Here is a 19,615-nt window from a genome sequence, read left to right as displayed (position 1 = left end):
GTTAGTATTTATTAATTCAAATGGAAAATTAAAGTTTGATGAGGGACAGTTTGCCCATTTAAGAATGGTTGACTGTCTCTTTATCATTAGATTGTTAGACTGTTTAAACTATGCTATTATCTACTTTACTATCAAAAGAAGTTCACAAGGTCATAAAAATCCTTTTTATGGAATTAATAAAATGAATTTAATAGAAGTTTTGTAAATATTTTGGATAGTATATATTATATGAATTTAACTTTTACCTTTTGAAACATCCAGACCAACGACGAATGGATTCATTCTAAATCCTCTTCCTAAACTAATAATTTGCCAGTGACCCCTAAATCCTCCATGCAGTAACACATCTTCGCTTGTTATACCAGTTCTTAGTCCCAACCAGACTCAATCATGTTTCACAAGTAGGGGGCGAACGGTTTAGTTAACGGGGTCAAGCCAAACAAACAGTTACGTTCTACCCTAACTACTTATATGATAAAACCATATGAAAAATGGCCAACCAGAAATATTTGGCTGAGCTTATAATACGAACAAGCAGGTTAGTTGAGGATTGGTTGTAGTTATCACTAGACAATCGAATGATACGTTTCCTTGAACTAAGAAAAAACCTCTCGTGAAATTCCTCTTAATTAAGGAATTTCACGAGAGGTTTGTTTTATATGTTGCTCTTTGAAAAATATTTCTGAGTATCTTCACGTATTTGTATAGGTAAGACACGATCAAGCTCTTCATTTAACCAAGAAAGTGTTTTACTACGCAAGAAATCACGCATTTTTTCCTCTGCAGAGAGCATAACTAAATTGATAGTGCAAGAGGAGGGAGTTGAACAGCAGTTTTCTCTATACAAATATCCATTATCTTTATGCATATATACTTACCTGCTTTTGATTTTAAGGGTTATCAAATTGTATCTTAGGAGTATTTAGTGTGTTAGTCAAATAAAAGAAATCTCTTTTGGTAAATAATATATTTTGACAAAAATAATTATACCCTTTATATTAGAGACATAATTAATCGACGATTATTTTAGTCGCTAATTAAGGCCTGAAATTCATTATAAAGGAGAAATACTAATGAACAAAACACTTATCATTAACGCACATCCAAAAATAGATGATTCATCTTCAGTTAGCTTGCAGGTTTATAACCACTTTTTGAAAGCTTATAAAGAATTAATTCCTGATAGTGAATCAATTGAACAGATTAACTTGTACAGTGATGTAGTGCCTATGATAGATAAAACGGTTTTAAGTGCATGGGAAAAACAACGAAAAGAACAGGAGCTAAGTAGCCAAGAACAAAAAGTAACGGAGCGTATGTCCGAGATCTTACATCAATTTAAAAGTGCAAATACGTATATCATTGTTTTGCCTTTGCATAATTTTAATATTCCATCAAAGTTAAAAGATTATATGGACAATATCATGATCGCACGTGAAACTTTTAAATATACTGAAAATGGGTCAGTGGGACTGCTTAAAGACGGACGAAGAATGCTTGTCATCCAAGCAAGTGGATCAATCTATACTAATGATGATTGGTATACAGAAGTTGAATACTCTCATAAATACCTGAAGTCAATGTTCAATTTCCTTGGTATTGAAGATTATCAAATCATTCGGGCACAAGGAGCTGCTCTACTAGAACCAAATGAAGTATTACAAAAAGCATATAAAGAAGCTGAAGAAGCCGCTTCAAGATTAGCAGCTGAATTAATACTATATTAAAGAAAGATAAAAGCATGAAAATTATTGTTGCAGGGGCTTCTTCAGTAATTGGTCGTTCTCTTCACTATGACGAGAAACAGTATGTTTACCTTGTTCCAATAATTAATCAAATCAGATTGAAGAGATACTTCCATTACTATCTGAACAAGTAAAGCGTGTAAAAGAAACGTTTACTGGACGACTTGATGAAAAAATTGCAAAACCATTACCAATTGGATCATTAAAATTAGAAACCATTGGTGAACTTCTTTCCTACGCTTCATTCCATGAGAGTGAACATATTGGCATTATCAAAAGCTTAAAAAATGCTCTTAAAGTGGAAAAATAGATAAATATATAAACTCCATAAAAAATTTGAAAAAGCAGGAATACATTGGTTTCCTGCTTTTCCTAGTTAATACAAATGATGAGTTTTATGGTATAAGATTATCACATGAAATTATCTCATCAGGTGCTCTTTTTTAATTCTTTTAATTATATCATTTTTTTTGAATAAAAAAAGACCAATCAGTCTCTTTTTGTAGTAACTTGCTTTGTAAATTATTTATTGAGAATTGAAAAATTCGTGGAAGTAGGAAACATAATGAAAAGAATGCTATGGGTTGTTCTTATGATGTCGTGTGGAGCTGCTTGGTGTTTCAGCCTACCGATCACACGAAGCCCAAACGGCATTGTTCAATTACTATGTGAAGAAAGATGGCTTGGAAGAATACTATAACGCGACTCCCGTTAATAGCTAATCTGTTTTTGGATTCTGGGATAAAGATTTTTACAACTCTATGATAACTTTCTATTACAGAATTGCTATCATTATGGAGAGGTGTATTCTTATGGCGAAAATACTGATTGTAGATGATGAGAAGGCAATTAACGATTTGATTGCCGTAAATTTAAAGATGGTCGGGCATGAGTATGTTCAATTATATAGTGGAGATCAAATTTTGAAAACATTAAATGAGATGCGAATCGATTTAGTCATCCTAGATGTGATGCTGCCTGGCAGAGACGGCTTTGAAATCGTGCAGGATATTGTGAAACACAACGTACCGGTTATCTTCTTAACTGCAAGAAATACGGTTTCTGATAAAGTGAATGGCTTGGAGATCGGAGCGGAAGATTATATAGTCAAGCCTTTTGAAGCAGTGGAACTCATCGCTCGTATCCATGTCATTTTAAGAAGAAACCAAAAGGTCGCAAACGAATTTAGGCTGGATGACACCATAGTAGATTTGGAAAAGCATACTGTGACTGTTCATGGACAAGAAATCGAAATAACGAATAAGGAATTCCAATTATTGGATCTTCTCGTGCGAAATAAAAATATCGCGCTATCCCGTGAGAAAATTATTGAGCAAACATGGGGTTTCGATTTTTATGGAGAAACAAGAACCGTTGACGTGCATATTCAGAAGCTAAGAAAGAAACTAAATTGGGAGACCCGGATCAAAACGGTTTATAAATACGGTTACAGGCTAGAGGTGGAGAGGTGAAGTTCTGGCAGAAAACGTATCTGTGTGTGTTGATTGTATTTCTGATCGCCTTCGACCTTGGAGCCTATGGACTTTTAAAAAAGAGTTACCAACTAAACGAACAGCTGGATATCTCAAGAGGCGTGAGCGTATACGGGAGCATCGAAAAATCATTAAGCTATATCCTTCGCGTATATACTGAAAATACTGGCAATACCAACTATGAACCGGTAATTGCTAGTTTCGCAGCAAATTATTATAAAGAGGATATCCTTTTAGAGGTTTACCAAGCGGATCAATTGATCTTTTCCAATGCCTATCAATTTGTAGGGGATCGGGCAGAACTGAATGGAGATCCATACCAATCCGTCTACAGAAAGATGGATGATGAGCTATGGCTGTTTATTGGCGGGAAAATGGAATTCCAGGATTTAAGACTAGTTATCTCAAGAAATTCTGATTATTTACAGGAATATTATGTTACTTTACGGCAGTATTTCATTACATTGAGTGTTGTGATTTCTTTGATTTTATCCGTAGCTCTTATTTTTCTATTATTTCAATTAACCGCACCCATTCGCAGGTTAAACAAAGGTGTAAAGGCGATTGCTGCAGGAGCGTATGATCAAAGAGTGAAAGTAAGAGTGAACGACGAATTTGGGGAATTAGCACAAGATTTTAACAGGATGGTTAATGCTGTTTCCAATCATATTGAAACGATCAAAAAGGCGAGTGAAGACAAAGAAATATTCATCAACAACCTCACTCATGAACTAAAAACACCCATTACGGCTATCAAGGGATATAGCGAGTTTTTAAATCATGCCAATTATAATGAGGAAGAAAGGAAAATGGCGGTCCATTACATATATGAGCATATTGCGCGGCTGGATGTTCTCTCAGGAAAAATGATGCAATTGCTATATTTGAAGAGTGAAGAGATTGCCTTAGAACCTGTTGATATAGAGAATCTGTTTTCATATGTGGTAAACATGGAGCGACATCATCTAGAGGCAAAGCAGATGACGATAATACGTGAGTGTTTAGCCGACGAAGTCTATGGAGATCAAGAACTATTGCAATCCTTGTTAATTAACTTAGTAGAAAACAGCATAAAAGCTTCCTCGTACGGGGGGGAGATACTATTGAGAAGTTACCATTACCACGAAGGCGTTGTGCTTGAAGTATTGGATTATGGAAGAGGCATACCTGAGAAGGACATTGCGAAAATTACAGAAGCTTTTTATGTAGTGGACCGGTCCCGTTCAAAAGAACTAGGGGGGATTGGGCTTGGCTTATCCATATGCAATCAGATCGCCCAGCTCCATCATGCAGAAATACAAATTGATTCAAAAGAAAATGAATATACAAGGGTTTCTGTTTATTTTACAACTATTTAACAACTTGAAGATTAGCTCATAACACGGCTCCATCATACTAGGTTTGTAGCTACGAAACACCAAAAAAATGTTGGAGGTAATGAAGGATGAGAAAAAAGTTTGTCACATCAGCACTGACTTTAGGAGTAGCAACCGCTTTGGTTGCAGGAAACGGCGTTGTGTCGGCATTTGCTTATTCAGGTGACGATGCTCAAAAGGTGGAGGTCATTGGTAAACATCAGCAGCCCGAAATTACACAAATCGAAGATATGCCGGTGAACAATGAGGAAGCGGTTGAGATTGCGAAGAAAGCGATTGAAGAAAAATTTAAGGTTTCATTAAATGGCTTGGAAGTTTGGCAGAATTTGGCCACCTTAGAAGACATGGAAGGAACGTTCTATTTTGTATCCTTTGAAGATCAAAAATACACATATACCGACGCCGAACTCATCGAAGCGAAGCGGAATGTTAAGGCAGGTAAAGATAGCGGCCTTAAGTGGAACGATATTTACATTGCAACAGTAAACGCCGAAACCGGGGAAATCGTTTCTGCTGAGAAAAATCCAACGGCACCTGAAGGAGCTAATTAAATCACAACGAATCACCCTTGTAGTTTTCTGGGGACATGGAACCTTGGGTCGTATAAGATTATACGACCCAAGGTTTTTTTAGAAGTGTATCAGTCTGTCTGATAAGGACATACAGCAACAAAGAAAAAGATGTTAGAGTAGCTTAGAAAAGGGTATACACGCCTTGTTGCAATTGAATATGTAGATACTTTACGAGAAACGGAGTAACAGCGGAAGAAGTCCCGTTGATGGCATTCTTTTTAATTGGAATGGGGCTTATTAAAGAAACCTTTATCCATTCGATTTAGATCGATTTTTATGACAGGGATTATTCAAAAAAAATCATTAAAAATTTTTTATTGGAAAGTGTAGGGGTTTATAGGCTGTCCTCCGTCTATTAAAGTGAGGATCATTAATCCAGGGGAAGGGATGTACCAGATGGAGAATTTTGAAAAAGCTATACTAGAACATGGTAAATCCGTTTATCTTTATATATACTCGCTCGTAAAACACAAAGAGCTCGCTGAGGATTTGTACCAGGAAACATTGCTGTCAGCCTATTTGGCTTTTCCAACCATTCAAGAATCATCAAAGCTTAAAAATTGGCTGTTCACGATAGCGGCAAATAAATGCCGTGATAACTGGAGAAAGGAAAATAAGACAAAGCAGTTTTGGAAGGAGGAGGTTTATTCTTACTCAGCTGTGATGGAGCCGACACCTCTTCCTGAAGAAAGAGTTATACTCAAAGACTATGCCAGCAAAATGGCTAAGAAAGTCAAGACGTTACCGGAAATCTATCAAAAACCAATTTATCTCTATTATTACAAGGACTATTCGATTAACGAAATCTCGATGAAAAGCAATCTCCCGATATCCACTGTTAAAACTAGAATCAAACGAGCAAAAGAACGCCTACGTCCGAAGCTTCAGTCCTTAGCATAAGTTTGGGAGAGCGTTTTAGTGACTACGGTCCCCTGGTAAAAGAAGGGTATGGTCACGGTGAGAAGAGTTCAATGCCCGAAACTGTTTTTAAGAGAGCATTATGGTCACTGAGAGGAAAGCTCAATGCCCGTAACGGGTTGGAAGAAAAGAGAATAGTCAATGAAAGAAGTGTTCAGCTGGACTGGAGTGACCAAAAAATGAAACTACGGCCATTGCAGTATTCACTTTAGTCGTTATTTCTATTTTTAATATTTTCGTCCCATAAACTCTAACGGAATGGCCGCATGCCTGCATCGACCCAAAACAGTAAAATGATCAAAGTTCGGTCATTTTACAAACATCTACATATATTCTCATAATAAAAAGTGCAGTTCGATCGAACTGGACTTTTTTACTTATTAATCATCACTTGATGAGAGGATTCCGAAAACGAGAAAATGTTTATATGCTAAGCTTGACCGTTAAAAAAGGTTAAGGTGAACCATATCACAAATAGTGTTAAAGTGTAGAGTGGAGGTAAAACTACTTAAAGTAATCATTTTAGTGTTATCTTTAGTGCCAAATTGAGTGTGAATTAGAGGTCAACTTCGAGAGGGAGTATAATAACTTTCGTTTTATTGAATTAAAATAATATACAAGAATGATATACAAAATAACCTATTTTCTAAGGAGGGATATCGTGAGATTTTTACCGTATTTTGTTAGATATTTGTTGATATTGTCACTAGGATTTTCATTCTTTTTACTAGGAGTAGGCTTTATATTTAATGATAGCGGAGCCAGTGCATTTGCTATATTAAAAGTAGTTTGGTGGATTATACCCATTATTTTATTCTTTGGAATAAATGAGTATTTGATGAAAAGAGGGGTATTGCGTTCATTAAATAGTTTATGTATTTACGGAATATGTGTATTAGGAATTGGAATTTTGATTATTACATGCTTTCTATACAATTGATATTTAGTCTAGCCCGAATAAACAGATATCTTATACAAAAAGAGTGCCAATTATTAGAGAAATTAGGCACTCTTTCTTTTGTTATATTAACTGTCAAATTAGATGTCAATAAATCTGCCAAAATGCTGGCATGCACCTCTAAAGTGAACCCTTTACGCTTTCACAAGGCCCTCTTTTTTGGTTATTCTAACTTTTAAATAAATAAGGAATCAAAAGAAATCAAGATAAACAAGACGAATTCTGAAAGTAAGAGAGATACTGTTCGTGTATTCCTTTTTATACGCCCAGTGATTTCCCCTTAATCCCATTTATTTTTCAAGAGGAGGTCCTGTGAAGATGACTCGGTATTTTGTTCTTGCCATTTCAATAATTTCATCTATTGTCTTTCCGACAGAGTCCTGGAATGCAAGCTCATCTCCCGCAGGAGTAAACGTAATCTGCATATGTAAAGGAGTGTCGCTAAAATTTGCAAAAGTATGAGTGGTACCTTTTGGAACTACAACGAGATCACCTGCTTTCGCATCAAACTCCTTCCCGTCTACGTGAAAGCGAGCTTTTCCTTTAATGATACGGAAAATTTCGTCTGCTCTTTGATGAATATGAATTCCAGGTCCATAGAATGGTCCCTCTGAAGGATCCTTAACTAGATCCAGAATGGAGTATGCGCCATTAATCACGCATTTTTTCCTCTGCAGAAAGCATAACTAAATTGATGGTGCTGACCCTAATCCAGTCAATTAATCCATACACTAAAAGCCATTTCCATTCAGGAAACGGCTTTTCGATTTGAAATGGGTTGGTTGGCTCTAGAATAAACAAGCCGTCACTAGTATTTTGTGTATTGAATACAATGAAGAAAACAGCAGTTTTTAAGCAGAAAGAGGGATGAAATCATGTTCTCTGCTACAGAAATGCGGGATTTCACGTTGTTTTCAATGCCCCATGTTGTTACGTTATTGATCTTCTTTACCACATTTTTCATGTTCATTTATTACAGGAAGAAACTTGTGAAATACCAAGCTATTTTAAAGTGGTCCTTGTTTACGATTTTACTTGTTTGTGACATATCCTTGCAAGTGTATTTAATCGTTATAAAGCAATGGGAAGTCAGTGATCTGCCATTGCACGTTTGTTCACTTAGTGCCTTTTTAGCTTTGTACTTGTTCCTGAAAAAGAACGAAAAAGTGTTTCATTTGTTATTTTTTATGGGGGCACTTCCTCCTATTTTAAGTATGGTTTCACCAGATATTGTCCACCAATTTCCTCATTTTCGTTTTATAAGATATTTCCTTAAACATTCGGCCATCCCATTAGCAGTATTGTATTTTATCTTATTCGAAGGTTACAGGGTTCCGAGGAAAGCCGTTTTATCCAGCTTTTTAATTATTAATGTCATTGCGGTACCAATTTATTTCTTAAATCAACTGCTTGACACAAACTTTTTCTTTATATCAGCCCCTACAGAAACAAAGACGTTATTAACATTCTTTGGAAGTGGGATCATGTATATTATTAGTCTTGAGATCGTCGCCTTGATTGTATGTATAATCACATACATTCCAATGGGGATTTTACAAAAAAAAGAAAAAATACAAAAGTCCTCGTATCTATAAATGGTAGAGGACTTTTCGTTGTTTAATAATCATTTTCAATTGGTAAAAGTTCCATAAACACCTCATTCAAATCGTTGTATCCGATTGATCCAACAAGTTGGCCAAAATGGCGGAATTTTCCTGGTCCGCATCAAATTGCACAACGTCGTCATAATCAAACAACTGAAAACTGTCTGGAAATTGTTGGGTCATATATTGAATAAAGGATTGCGGGTCATGTTCGCCGCCCCGACGAAACTCCATCATAATAGCGCGAAATTTATGTGGAGGCAATTCTGTTCTGATATGATAGGACTTTGAAAACCCTAATTGTTCGGAACTATATAAGTTATAAGTATAGGACAAATGGATCTCCCTTTCTCAATCGTTTACTGTTTTATTTTTCCTATTTACGAGTTTGTTATGCCTTGAGATACCAAAAGTCTAAAAAATAGCCGCTAGTTCCATGTGGGGGTCACACCGGATTCGATGTTTTCATTATTTTATGGTGATTATTTGAAACAGCTATCGATGTAGGAAAGCCAGGAGTTGTAAACACCTGGGTTCCATGTATTCTATCTTTATGAAATACTTGTTTTAAATGTAGTATTTGATTGTTTCTGTTTTATTAATTCCAGAAGTTGTTCTGCCATATAACTTGAACTATATTTAAAACCTCCATTAATCCATTCTAAAACTAAGCCCAACATCGCATATGCCTGATAGCTTACATGTAATTCGCGGTTAATTTGGGGCTTAGGGAGACTATCTTTTAAATCATTCAACGTTAAATCTTTTATTACACTGCAAAACCTATGTTGAAATCCAGCTAATGTTTTGGATTGAACCATAAGGGAATAGAAATCAGCGTATTTTAGGATATGATCAAATACTTTTATCGCGGAAGTGGTCAGTTGATTTAGTTCAAACACTTCTTTATTTTTATAAGGTTCACGATAAGAATCGGTCAATTCTGTGATTACCTCATCCGTCATTTCATTCAGTATGTCCTCTACATATTGATAATGTTTATAGAATGTCCCTCTGTTAATGTCCGCTAAACGCACAATATCACTTACCGAAATTTCCTTCAATTCCTTCTCGCGCATTAATGTTATTAAGGCAGACTTCATAGCCTTCTTCGATTTAACAATTCTTCTGTCCATAAATTGATTTTTAATAGACATAACACACCTCCATTGTTCGATAAAAATATTTAATAATCAATCTAGCATAATATTGTTCATTAATAGACAAATGGAAGCTGATTTGCTGATTGTACCGCCTTTTTCATTATAATTATAATATAAATAGTGCTTAGTTATAAGTAATTTAATGCGAATATTGGGGGAATGAAAAAATGAGACTTGAGAATAAAATAGCAGTAGTTACTGGGGCAGCTTCCGGTATGGGAAAAGCAATTGCAATTCTTTATGCAAAAGAAGGAGCAAAAGTAGTCATTTCCGATCTCAACATCGAAGCAGCTAATCTAACTGTAGAAGAAATAAAGTCGGCTGGTGGGGAAGCCATCGCTGTAATGGCCAATGTTGCGAAAGAAGAAGATGTACAAAATCTGATTGATACTGCTGTTACTACTTATGGGACATTGGATATTTTAGTAAATAATGCAGGTATTATGGATAACTTTGAACCTGCTGGTGATATTGAAGATGAAAAATGGGAAAGAGTATTTGCTGTGAACACAACCGGTGTCATGCGGACAACTCGTAAAGCGCTGCCAATTTTTTTAGACAAACAGTCTGGAGTCATTGTTAATATTGCTTCAGCTGGTGGACTTCAAGGTGCTAGAGCTGGAGCTGCCTATACCGCTTCTAAGCATGCTGTTGTAGGATTCACAAAGAATACTGGATATATGTACGCAAAGAGTGGGGTACGTTGTAATGCAATCGCACCAGGTGGAGTTGAAACCAATATCGGTGCCTCAATGACGAATATTAACCATTTTGGCATGGAACGCATTCATGCAGGAATGGCCATCAATCCTCGTATAGGTAAACCCGAAGATATTGCCAACATCGCTCTTTTCCTTGCATCAGATGAATCAAGCTTCGTAAATGGAACTGTTATCGCCGGAGATGCAGGCTGGACTGCTTATTAAATTAAATAATCAGAATATCACTTTTTTACTCGGTTGATTAATTGCATGATTCTTTCATGGAAAAGATACTGAATATGTTTGTGGTTCCTTTTCGATTAAAAGAACCGTTATCGTGGGAGGACATTAACGCCATTCGTTATCATTTATTCCCTGAAGTTCGAATCAGCGGCGAGTATTCACAGCAACAGCTGAATATAGGAAGCAGCTTAAGGAAGGAAAAAATATAGGTATTAAGAAAACATAATAAATCTTCTTTTTAAGAAAGCCCTAATATCTAAGTATTTTCTTCTACTTGGATATTAGGGCTTTCCATTTGTCTAAGGTGAAATCATATGACCTGGTAAAATTCAAATAAATTTATTGACAAGAATGAATATTCAGAATAAAATCTAGTTAATCGATTAAAGGAGGTGAAAACTCTGAATGAAGAGAGCCACCCTCAAAGAGGTAGCAACACTAGCTGGAGTTTCTACGGCAACTGTTTCTAATGTGTTGAACGAAACAAAACATGTAAGTGATGAAGTAAAAAACAAAGTTTTCTCGGCGATTCAGGAACTGAACTATCAACCTAATATTGTAGCAAAAAGTCTTCGTGTGCAGGAATCACGCATCATTGGGCTTCTAATCTCCGATATTGTAAACCCTTTCTTTTCGATTGTGGTTCGTGGGATTGAAGAAGAACTAGCCAAGAGCGATTATAGCATACTGCTTTGCAACACGGATTCTTCTGTGGAGAAAGAGGATAAATACCTTAAAGTATTAATAGGCAAAAGAGTAGACGGACTCATCGTCTCATCCACAGGGCACACAGGTGATTATTTCCGCTCAATGGAGAAAACGGGAGTTCCAATGGTATTCCTGAACCGTTGCCCTGATTTCATGGTATCCGATGTGATCATGACGAACAATATTAAGGGGGCTTATTCTGGCACAGAGCATTTGATTCGGCATGGTTATGAAAAAATAGCGATCATCACTGGGCCAATTTCGATTAGTACTGGCAAAGATCGATTGACTGGCTACAAGAGAGCTCTTGAGGATTATGGCATTACCGAATTGGATGAGTTTGTGAAGGAAGGCAATTTTGATATCGAAAGCGGTTACATGAAAATGAAAGAGCTAATGGAACAGGAAAGCAAGCCGGATGCGGTGTTTATTTCAAACAATTCAATGACATTGGGGGCTTATAAATATTTAAAGGAATCAGGTATTTCTATTCCTGATGAGCTCGCAGTCGTTGGATATGATGATTCCGATTGGGCCGATATTGTCGATCCGCCGATTACTACGATTAAGCAACCAGCATACGAACTAGGCGTACATGCCGCAAGATTAATCCTAGCTAGAATAATAAATAAGCAAGTGAAGCGAGAAATCACTTATATGGATACTGAGTTAATTATCCGGCACTCCTGCGGGTGCAATAAGGAAAATCCGTACAGAAGCCAATCCAACAAACAAGAGACAACAAGTGGTTGTATTTAATTATCACTATCTGAATTTGCCGATTTATCGGTTTTTATTTAAAAACAAAGTTAATCGATTAACCGAAAAAATGTAATGATTTATACTTCTTAGTAAATTTTTTTAAAAGCTTGATTGAATAGAAAGCAAATACAAATAAACTTGGGAGGCATAAATAATGAGAATCGGAGTAGGAGGAGACCATGCAGGTTTTCCATTAAAGGACACAGTTGTAAACGCTTTAAAAAATATGGGGCATGAGGTGAGCGATTATGGTTCCTATGACCCCAATCCCGTCGATTTCCCGGACATTACTAGATCAGTGTGTGCAGGAGTCTTATCGGGCGAAGTAGATCGGGCTGTTATGGTTTGTGGTACTGGAGTAGGGGCGTGTATCGCAGCCAATAAAATTCCTGGAATTCGTGCTTCCGTCTGCCATGACATATATTCTGCGCATCAGTGTGTGGAACACGATGATGTTAATGTGATGTGCGTCGGTGCACAAATTATAGGACCTGTTTTATTAGTCGAATTGCTCGAGAGTTTCTTGAAAGCAGAATTCAGCACGGATGAAGAGTTCAGGCGTCGAGTAAGGAAACTGCACGAGATGGAGTTACACCATTACTCTTTAAAGCCCACAGCGTCCGAGTAAAAAATTTTAGCTGAACGGAGGGGAGTTATGGCAAAACAGGCTCGAATTGTGGTGATCGGAAGTTTAAATATGGATTTGGTCATCGGTACACCAAGGATTGCACTTGAAGGAGAGACGATAATAGGAAGTAATTTTGCAACAATGCCAGGTGGAAAAGGTGCTAATCAGGCTGTAGCTGCTAGTAGGCTGGGTGCTAAGGTAGATATGGTTGGCTGTGTCGGGGATGATGGTTTTGGTAAGGAATTGATTGCAAAATTAAAAGGTGAATCTGTAGGTACAGATTTTGTAACGACGGAATCCGGTGTTTCAAGCGGGGTCGCTATGATTACTGTAAATGAATCCGGTGAGAATAGTATCGTTGTTTCTCCCAGTGCAAACCATCAAATGACGCCCGCTCATGTTCGAAAGGCTGAAGAAATCATCCGTTCTGCCGACCTTGTATTAGTACAATTAGAAATCCCAATAATTGTGGTGGAAGAAGCCGTTCTGATTGCAAATAACCATCATGTCCCAATTATCTTAAACCCTGCACCTGCGGCACATCTGTCCGATTTTCTATTACAGCAAATCGATATACTTACCCCAAATGAAACAGAAGCAAGGTACATAACAACAGGACAAGCGGCTGGGGTCGAAGGGTATGAAGAAATGATTACCAAGCTAAAGAAAAAGGGTGTTAAGCAAGTGGTTATGACACTTGGTGGTGACGGAGCTGCCTACTCAGTTGAGGAAGGTGTCATTCATATAGGAGCAAATAAAGTAGTGGCCGTGGACACTACTGGTGCGGGCGATGCCTTTAATGCTGGGTTAGCGGTCTATCTTGGAGAAGGTGGTAAGTTAGATGATGCTATTCGCTTTGCTCAGAAAGTAGCCGCACTATCGGTCACAAGCTTCGGGGCACAATCATCTATGCCTAGTAGATCAAAAGTTGAAAATATAATTGATCATATGGGGGTAAGTTTATGAAACTAAAAAAATTCTTATTACTATTTATGTCTACTATTCTATCTTTTGGACTAGCCGCTTGTTCTTCCGAGGAAACAAAGAGCGGAGCATCTGACAGTAAAGAGAAAGTAGAACTCCGTGTGGCCTGGTGGGGTGGTCAAGCCCGTCATGACAAGATGAATGAACTGTTTGACTTGTTCGAGGAAAAAAATCCAACTATCACAGTCTCAAGAGAATTTACCGTGGAAAACCAATATGCGGAGAAATTTACAACACAGGCAGCGGGAGGAAATGCTCCAGATGTCATGCAAACCAGCAGCTTCTTCCAATTTGACTTTGTTAAACGTAATATGATGCTAGACTTAGGTCCCTTAGTTGAGTCAGGTGACTTAAATGTGAAGGATTTAGACCCGATGGACATTGAGGGTGGTAAAGTCAATGACAAGCTTTATGCCATTAGTCTTGGTCATAATATCACCGGTGTTATCTATAACAAAGCGATGTTTGAAAAAGCGGGTTTAGAGCTTCCAAAAAACAACTGGACATGGGATGAATATGTTGAAATCGCAAAAGCTATTCAAAAATCGTTAGGTAAGGATGCATGGGCTACTGAAGACGAAGGTGGCGTATATCGCGGACTCGAGTTATTTGCACAACAAAGAGGAAAGTCAGTATTCAAAGGCGATGGACTAGGAATCAATAAACAGGATTTGACCGACTGGTTCACCTTCTGGGATCAAATGCGTAAAGACGGCTTAACTCCACCAGCAGACATTCAATCGGAACAAGGGGATAAACCACAGGAGCAGTCTATGCTTGCGCTTGGTAAGGTTGCGATGATTAGCAAAAGCTCCAATCAGTTGAAAATTTATCAAGGCAGTGCAAAAGACGAGTTGGCGATTGTTAGCTATCCTATGGACCCAAATGGCGAGAAAAAGGTTCCGCTGATTGTAGCTTCATTGGGAATTTCCGCAAAGACAAAACATCCGAAGGAAGCAGCAAAGCTGATCAATTTTGTTGTTAACGATCCGGATGCAGCGAAAATTTTTAAAGGAGAGCATGGTCCACAAGCTTCTAAACAAATGCAGGAAGTAATCAAACCACTACTCGGAGAACCGGAGAATAAGGAATATGCATTCGTTGACGAAATGATCCAATCATCTAAGCCATATCCATCTATGCCGAGTAATAGTACATCTGTACAGAAGCTTTTGCTGTCCACTAACCAAGCCATTGCCTTTAAACAAAAGACCATTTCACAAGCTGTGGATGAATTCTTCGAACAGGCCGAACAAATTTTAAACAGATAAGTCAATTTTATAAGAGCAAAAGCTCATGAAATAAAAATCTTGAGCTTTTGTTCTTAAAAAAGGAGCAAAAACCATGTTGAATTTATTTGACCAAAAACGGTGGTCATCGATAATTCCATACCTCTTTCTGGCGCCATGGCTAATAGGATTGCTGGTGTTTAGTGGCTTTCCGTTTCTAAGTTCTTTGTATCTTTCATTTACAAATTACAATTTTGTATCTTCACCTAACTGGGTTGGATTGAAAAATTATCTGACCATGTTTACCCAGGATCCACAATACTTTCAAGCTCTCAAGGTTACCGTTACCTACGTGTTAGTTGCAGTACCGCTGGAGTTATCGTTTGCTCTTTTTCTAGCACTGCTCTTAAATAAAGGGATTCGTGGACTAGGAGTTTATCGCGCCGTTTACTATATTCCTTCGTTGATTGGTGGAAGCGTGGCGATTGCTATTCTTTGGCAGCAGGTGTTCGGGGACAGTGGTATTGTCAATCAATTGCTAGGTTATGCAGGGATTGATATGCCTAGCTGGGTGGGTACACCTGATTATGCCCTTTGGTCCCTTATATTGTTAAAAGTTTGGCAATTTGGCTCACCTATGGTTATCTTCTTGGCGGGACTCAAGCAAATCCCTCAGGAATTTTACGAAGCATCATCCCTGGACGGTGCTGGCAAATGGAAGCAATTTATTCACATTACGCTGCCATGTCTATCACCTATTATTTTATTTAATGGCATTATGCAAATCATTAGTTCATTTCAAGCTTTCACACCAGCGTATATTATCAGTAACGGTACAGGCGGACCGGTAAATTCTACACTGTTTTATACTCTTTATTTGTACCAGAATGGCTTCGGGAACTTCCAAATGGGCTACGCCTCTGCTATGGCCTGGTCTCTGCTTTTAATCATCGCCTTTTTTACTGGCCTTATCTTTTTAACTTCGAAAAAATGGGTTCATTACGGGGATCAGGGGTGATAAGATGGAAAAGTCGATAATTGAGGTTAAACAACAAAAAAACGGGTTGATGTTGAGGACACGTGAGAAACGGTTAACAAATCCATTTCGCTTTAAAAAGATGATATTGCACGCCTTCATCCTTGTCGGCGTAATCATCATGCTTTATCCGATCTTATGGATGATTATCAGTTCGTTTAAACCTACACAAAGTATTCTGAGCGATAACAGTCTTTGGCCGAAAGATTTAACACTTTCGAATTACATAAAAGGATGGAAAGGCACATCAGGTACAACGTTCGCCACCTTTTATCTCAATTCATTTGTTATGGTCGGATTGGCCGTGATTGGCAATGTCTTGTCCTGCTCGCTAACAGCATATGCATTTGCTCGGCTGGAATTCAAACACAAAAAAATTTGGTTTGCCTTGATGATGATGACGATGATGATTCCGATGCATGTACTTATTGTTCCACAGTACATTATTTTTAACAAGTTGGAATGGATCAATACTATTCTGCCAATTGTAGTGCCGAAGTTTTTTGCCGTTGATGGATTTTTTATTTTTCTAACCGTTCAATTTATTCGTTCACTACCAAGAGAATTGGATGAAGCGGCTACCATAGATGGATGCGGGCCTATTGCGATCTATTTTCGAATTATATTGCCCCTGACTGTACCAGCCATCGTTACAACCACCATATTTACATTCATTTGGACTTGGAATGACTTTTTTAGCCAGCTTCTATACCTCAGTGGTGTAGAAAAATATACCGTCACACTCGCACTTCGAATGTTCACCGATGCGGGTGGAGAGGCTGCTCTTGGCTCGCTCTTTGCCATGTCGGTACTGTCGATCATGCCAGTATTTTTAATTTTCTTCTTCTTCCAGCGATATATTGTAGAAGGTATTGCTACATCCGGAATGAAATAACCAAAATAGGGGATATAATGAATCAGCCTCCAAACTAATTGGAAAAAAATTATTTTAAATGATCGATATGAATTAGATGAAATTGACCTTAAAATCGAAAAAACATGAACATAAACTAAATTAAAAAAATCTAGATTTAATTTTTTTAAAGAGAAAAGCTATCATTCATAGGATCTTGTAGACTGTCTGCTTGGCAGTCTTTTTATTTTACATATTTATTTAAAAATTGTTAATTCTATATAGTAAGAACCTATTGACAAGATTATTTCAAAAAGGTTTAATAGCAACAGACCGATTGTTCTTTTTTAGGAGGTATATTATTATCAACAAAGGAGATCGCATAATAAGTGATTATTTTTTTGTAAAAAAACAGACCGATTGTTCTTTTTAGGGTAATAAAATTACAAGAATGTTTGGAGGATTTGAAATGAATCGCAGAGTCGTTATTACAGGTTATGGTGCCATCACACCATTAGGAAATGATGTCGAGACATTATGGAGTAACATTAAGAACTCAAAATCAGGCATAAAAAAAATAGAATTTGAAGGTTATGAAGACATAAATACTAAAATCGGTGGAAGGATTGATGATTTTTCACCTGAAAATTATTTTGATAAAAAAGAGTTAAGTAAGTTTGATAAATTTGTCCAATATGCCTATGCCGCTGCAAAACAAGCTTTAGATCAATCTGGATTAAACATTGAAAATGAAGATGAAAATCGCCTAGGGGTATTCATCGGTTCAGGAATTGGAGGAATAGATACAGTTCTAGAGAATCATCAAACCTTATTAGAAAAAGGCGCAAGAAAAGTATCTCCGTTTATGCCACCAATGATGATTATAAATATGGCTGTTGGAATTGTATCGATTAAAACGGGATTTAGAGGTACAAGTTTTTCACCAGTATCCGCTTGTGCAACTGGAAATCATGCGGTTGGTGAAGCATTTTTAAATATCCGCCATGGTTATTCCGATGCGATTTTAGCAGGTGGAACAGAAGCGTCGATCAATCCATTATCCTTCGCGGGTTTCTCTAGAATGAAGGCAATGTCAACGAATAATGATTCACCAATCACAGCGAGTCGTCCATTCGATAAGACACGAGACGGTTTTGTCATGTCTGAAGGGTCTGGAATTTTGTTACTTGAGGAATATGAACATGCGAAAAATAGAGGGGCAACAATATTGGGAGAAATTATTGGGTATGGGTCTTCAACAGATTCCTATCATATTACTTCACCAGATTATAATGGTGCAGTTCGAGCAATGAAGCTAGCGATTGAAATGGCAAACATAGAAACAACAGCCATTGATTATATAAATGCACATGGTACTAGTACACCAGAAGGCGATAAATCAGAGACAAAAGCGATTAAAAAAGTATTTGGTGAACATGCTTACAAGCTAAAAATTAGTTCAACAAAATCAATGACGGGACATTTATTCGGTGCAGCAGGCGGAGTTGAAGCCATTATCACTCTTAAAAGCATTTCAGAAAATGTGATTCCTGCAACCATTAATTATGAACATCCTGATGAGGAATGTGACCTTGATTATGTACCAAACAATCCAATTAATGCGGAAGTAAATTATGCGATTTCCAATGGATTTGGTTTTGGAGGCCATAATGCTGTTTTAGTATTTAAGAAATTTAATGAAGAGTGATAAAAAGGTAAGTGGTCATGGTTTTTTATTTCAATATCCAAAAATGTTTGCAGAACATGTTACGACATTTATTAATAATGATTTAAAGTAAATGATTGAGAAAGTTAGGATGACTCATTAATTGAGTCATCTCAGATTGTAGACAAAAAGCATCCAATTGAACTTGTTTGGATGCTTTTCCTATTTTATGCTATTTTGTGCTGCATTGATGGCTAATCCATCTAACTGTGTATCGAAGTTGACATGACTTTTGGCATGGAACATGAAATTTATCATGCTTTGGGGTTTAAATAACTTCGTAAACACATTACTTGAATACATTACTTTGTACAGATTCGGGATCCGGTCGACCCTTGTATTATGAAAATGTAAGAAAAAGGAGGTGAATAGCCAGCAAAATTGCAAACGGAATAATACAATTACGGGCTGGTCTACTTTTACAAAGCCTCTCGATGGAGACTATGTTGTATTGAAAGAAGAAAGCGGGTTCCTTTCTTCGAGAACCACTGCTAGAAACCGAAATGCTGATTCCTACTTGGGTGATGTGTTTATTTTAATAAATAGTACAAGCAGTATCCATTTACAAGTTTCATAGTTAAAGCATAATTGTAATCATTTGGATAATGTTGCAAGCAGAGCGCTTCGGAGCTGAATTTTATACAGGTTGGGTGAAAAGTGTTGATTTGTCGAAGCGTCCATTTAAATTACAAGTAGAGGGTAAGGAAGAAATTGTAAGTGAAACCCTTATTATCTCAACAGGAGCGAGTGCTAAATATTTGGGAATACCAAAGCACAGCCGAGACAAATATTCCAGGAGTATTCGCATGTGGCGATGTACAGGACAGCCGTTACCGACAAGCTATCACTGCAGCAGGAAGTGGTAGCATGGCAGCGTTTGATAGTGAAAAATTCATGGAATCATTAGAACAATGAT

The 19,615-nt window shown here is 37.3% G+C and carries 20 protein-coding genes and 2 pseudogenes; 18 read left to right on the top strand and 4 right to left on the bottom strand.

Features of this window, described 5'->3' with window-relative positions:
• Nucleotides 1-655: 655 nt before the first annotated feature.
• Nucleotides 656-856 (bottom strand): annotated as a pseudogene (locus ACIQAA_RS19080) (Rrf2 family transcriptional regulator); the annotation flags it as partial.
• 217 nt (nt 857-1,073) lie between these two features.
• On the opposite strand from ACIQAA_RS19080, the gene ACIQAA_RS19075 reads away from it, so the two are divergent.
• The 6 genes from ACIQAA_RS19075 (at nt 1,074) to ACIQAA_RS19050 (ending at nt 7,044) form a co-directional block, all read left to right on the top strand.
• Nucleotides 1,074-1,727 carry an FMN-dependent NADH-azoreductase gene (locus ACIQAA_RS19075; RefSeq protein WP_402622350.1) on the top strand — a complete coding sequence of 218 codons (654 nt, stop codon included), beginning with the start codon at nt 1,074-1,076 and terminating at the stop codon, nt 1,725-1,727.
• A gap of 830 nt (nt 1,728-2,557) precedes the next feature.
• Nucleotides 2,558-3,217, top strand: coding sequence for a response regulator transcription factor (locus ACIQAA_RS19070; protein WP_402622349.1), 660 nt, complete (start codon nt 2,558-2,560; stop codon nt 3,215-3,217).
• The gene (locus ACIQAA_RS19065; RefSeq protein ID WP_402622348.1) at nt 3,214-4,596 is read left to right on the top strand and encodes a sensor histidine kinase; all 1,383 of its coding nucleotides are present in this window, start codon (nt 3,214-3,216) and stop codon (nt 4,594-4,596) included. The genes ACIQAA_RS19070 and ACIQAA_RS19065 overlap by 4 nt, the downstream gene beginning before the upstream one ends.
• An 86-nt stretch (nt 4,597-4,682) precedes the next feature.
• Nucleotides 4,683-5,165 (top strand): hypothetical protein, encoded by a 483-nt coding sequence (locus tag ACIQAA_RS19060; RefSeq protein ID WP_402622346.1) that lies wholly within the window; start codon nt 4,683-4,685, stop codon nt 5,163-5,165.
• A gap of 417 nt (nt 5,166-5,582) precedes the next feature.
• Nucleotides 5,583-6,086, top strand: coding sequence for an RNA polymerase sigma factor (locus ACIQAA_RS19055; RefSeq protein ID WP_402622345.1), 504 nt, complete (start codon nt 5,583-5,585; stop codon nt 6,084-6,086).
• A 679-nt stretch (nt 6,087-6,765) separates the two neighbouring features.
• On the top strand, nt 6,766-7,044 hold the full coding sequence (locus tag ACIQAA_RS19050; protein ID WP_402622343.1) for a hypothetical protein: 279 nt from the start codon (nt 6,766-6,768) through the stop codon (nt 7,042-7,044).
• Between the two features lie 308 nt (nt 7,045-7,352).
• Here the strand turns inward: ACIQAA_RS19050 and ACIQAA_RS19045 are convergent, their stop codons facing one another.
• The gene (locus tag ACIQAA_RS19045) at nt 7,353-7,721 is read right to left on the bottom strand and encodes a cupin domain-containing protein (RefSeq protein ID WP_402622342.1); all 369 of its coding nucleotides are present in this window, start codon (nt 7,719-7,721) and stop codon (nt 7,353-7,355) included.
• A 216-nt stretch (nt 7,722-7,937) separates the two neighbouring features.
• On the opposite strand from ACIQAA_RS19045, the gene ACIQAA_RS19040 reads away from it, so the two are divergent.
• Nucleotides 7,938-8,657 carry a YwaF family protein gene (locus tag ACIQAA_RS19040; protein ID WP_402622340.1) on the top strand — a complete coding sequence of 240 codons (720 nt, stop codon included), beginning with the start codon at nt 7,938-7,940 and terminating at the stop codon, nt 8,655-8,657.
• Between the two features lie 66 nt (nt 8,658-8,723).
• Here ACIQAA_RS19040 and ACIQAA_RS19035 read toward each other — a convergent pair whose 3' ends face one another.
• Both ACIQAA_RS19035 and ACIQAA_RS19030 read right to left on the bottom strand, forming a co-directional pair.
• Nucleotides 8,724-9,002 (bottom strand): hypothetical protein, encoded by a 279-nt coding sequence (locus ACIQAA_RS19035; RefSeq protein WP_402622338.1) that lies wholly within the window; start codon nt 9,000-9,002, stop codon nt 8,724-8,726.
• 215 nt (nt 9,003-9,217) lie between these two features.
• On the bottom strand, nt 9,218-9,823 hold the full coding sequence (locus ACIQAA_RS19030; RefSeq protein ID WP_402622337.1) for a TetR/AcrR family transcriptional regulator: 606 nt from the start codon (nt 9,821-9,823) through the stop codon (nt 9,218-9,220).
• A 173-nt stretch (nt 9,824-9,996) separates the two neighbouring features.
• Between ACIQAA_RS19030 and ACIQAA_RS19025 the strand changes: the two genes are divergently transcribed.
• From ACIQAA_RS19025 to ACIQAA_RS18975, 11 genes and pseudogenes are all read left to right on the top strand, one after another.
• Entirely contained in the window at nt 9,997-10,755 is a 759-nt protein-coding gene (locus tag ACIQAA_RS19025; RefSeq protein WP_402622335.1) for an SDR family oxidoreductase, read from the top strand.
• Between the two features lie 56 nt (nt 10,756-10,811).
• Nucleotides 10,812-10,982, top strand: a complete 171-nt coding sequence (locus ACIQAA_RS19020) for a hypothetical protein (RefSeq protein WP_402622334.1) — start codon at nt 10,812-10,814, stop codon at nt 10,980-10,982.
• A 196-nt stretch (nt 10,983-11,178) separates the two neighbouring features.
• Nucleotides 11,179-12,240 (top strand): LacI family DNA-binding transcriptional regulator, encoded by a 1,062-nt coding sequence (locus ACIQAA_RS19015; protein ID WP_402622333.1) that lies wholly within the window; start codon nt 11,179-11,181, stop codon nt 12,238-12,240.
• Between the two features lie 157 nt (nt 12,241-12,397).
• Nucleotides 12,398-12,871: an RpiB/LacA/LacB family sugar-phosphate isomerase gene (locus ACIQAA_RS19010; RefSeq protein ID WP_402622331.1), complete on the top strand. Its 474-nt coding sequence runs from the start codon at nt 12,398-12,400 to the stop codon at nt 12,869-12,871.
• 27 nt (nt 12,872-12,898) lie between these two features.
• The gene (gene rbsK, locus ACIQAA_RS19005) at nt 12,899-13,837 is read left to right on the top strand and encodes a ribokinase (protein ID WP_402622329.1); all 939 of its coding nucleotides are present in this window, start codon (nt 12,899-12,901) and stop codon (nt 13,835-13,837) included.
• The gene (locus ACIQAA_RS19000; RefSeq protein WP_402622327.1) at nt 13,834-15,126 is read left to right on the top strand and encodes an ABC transporter substrate-binding protein; all 1,293 of its coding nucleotides are present in this window, start codon (nt 13,834-13,836) and stop codon (nt 15,124-15,126) included. The genes rbsK and ACIQAA_RS19000 overlap by 4 nt, the downstream gene beginning before the upstream one ends.
• Nucleotides 15,127-15,199: 73 nt before the next feature.
• A complete protein-coding gene (locus ACIQAA_RS18995) occupies nt 15,200-16,102 on the top strand; it encodes a carbohydrate ABC transporter permease (protein WP_402622325.1) in 903 nt (300 codons plus the stop codon).
• Between the two features lie 49 nt (nt 16,103-16,151).
• Nucleotides 16,152-17,015 (top strand): carbohydrate ABC transporter permease, encoded by an 864-nt coding sequence (locus tag ACIQAA_RS18990; RefSeq protein WP_402622458.1) that lies wholly within the window; start codon nt 16,152-16,154, stop codon nt 17,013-17,015.
• 427 nt (nt 17,016-17,442) lie between these two features.
• On the top strand, nt 17,443-18,681 hold the full coding sequence (fabF, locus tag ACIQAA_RS18985; protein WP_402622323.1) for a beta-ketoacyl-ACP synthase II: 1,239 nt from the start codon (nt 17,443-17,445) through the stop codon (nt 18,679-18,681).
• Nucleotides 18,682-19,063: 382 nt separating this feature from the next.
• Nucleotides 19,064-19,276: a peptide-methionine (R)-S-oxide reductase gene (locus ACIQAA_RS18980; protein WP_402622321.1), complete on the top strand. Its 213-nt coding sequence runs from the start codon at nt 19,064-19,066 to the stop codon at nt 19,274-19,276.
• A 34-nt stretch (nt 19,277-19,310) separates the two neighbouring features.
• Nucleotides 19,311-19,614, top strand: a pseudogene (locus ACIQAA_RS18975) (thioredoxin-disulfide reductase); the annotation flags it as partial.
• Nucleotide 19,615: the final 1 nt, after the last annotated feature.

The sequence above is a fragment of the Neobacillus sp. NPDC093182 genome (assembly GCF_044754045.1).
This window is presented reverse-complemented; position numbering and strand designations above follow the sequence as displayed.

Coding starts and splice junctions, on each gene's coding strand:
- ACIQAA_RS19030 (WP_402622337.1), bottom strand. CDS start 9,823: ATGTCTATTAAAAATCAATTTATGGACAGAAGAATTGTTAAATCGAAG.
- ACIQAA_RS19075 (WP_402622350.1), top strand. CDS start 1,074: ATGAACAAAACACTTATCATTAACGCACATCCAAAAATAGATGATTCA.
- ACIQAA_RS19025 (WP_402622335.1), top strand. CDS start 9,997: ATGAGACTTGAGAATAAAATAGCAGTAGTTACTGGGGCAGCTTCCGGT.
- ACIQAA_RS19055 (WP_402622345.1), top strand. CDS start 5,583: ATGGAGAATTTTGAAAAAGCTATACTAGAACATGGTAAATCCGTTTAT.
- ACIQAA_RS18995 (WP_402622325.1), top strand. CDS start 15,200: ATGTTGAATTTATTTGACCAAAAACGGTGGTCATCGATAATTCCATAC.
- ACIQAA_RS19015 (WP_402622333.1), top strand. CDS start 11,179: ATGAAGAGAGCCACCCTCAAAGAGGTAGCAACACTAGCTGGAGTTTCT.
- ACIQAA_RS19060 (WP_402622346.1), top strand. CDS start 4,683: ATGAGAAAAAAGTTTGTCACATCAGCACTGACTTTAGGAGTAGCAACC.
- ACIQAA_RS19000 (WP_402622327.1), top strand. CDS start 13,834: ATGAAACTAAAAAAATTCTTATTACTATTTATGTCTACTATTCTATCT.
- ACIQAA_RS19010 (WP_402622331.1), top strand. CDS start 12,398: ATGAGAATCGGAGTAGGAGGAGACCATGCAGGTTTTCCATTAAAGGAC.
- ACIQAA_RS18990 (WP_402622458.1), top strand. CDS start 16,152: ATGTTGAGGACACGTGAGAAACGGTTAACAAATCCATTTCGCTTTAAA.
- rbsK (WP_402622329.1), top strand. CDS start 12,899: ATGGCAAAACAGGCTCGAATTGTGGTGATCGGAAGTTTAAATATGGAT.
- ACIQAA_RS19070 (WP_402622349.1), top strand. CDS start 2,558: ATGGCGAAAATACTGATTGTAGATGATGAGAAGGCAATTAACGATTTG.
- ACIQAA_RS19040 (WP_402622340.1), top strand. CDS start 7,938: ATGTTCTCTGCTACAGAAATGCGGGATTTCACGTTGTTTTCAATGCCC.
- fabF (WP_402622323.1), top strand. CDS start 17,443: ATGAATCGCAGAGTCGTTATTACAGGTTATGGTGCCATCACACCATTA.
- ACIQAA_RS19020 (WP_402622334.1), top strand. CDS start 10,812: ATGGAAAAGATACTGAATATGTTTGTGGTTCCTTTTCGATTAAAAGAA.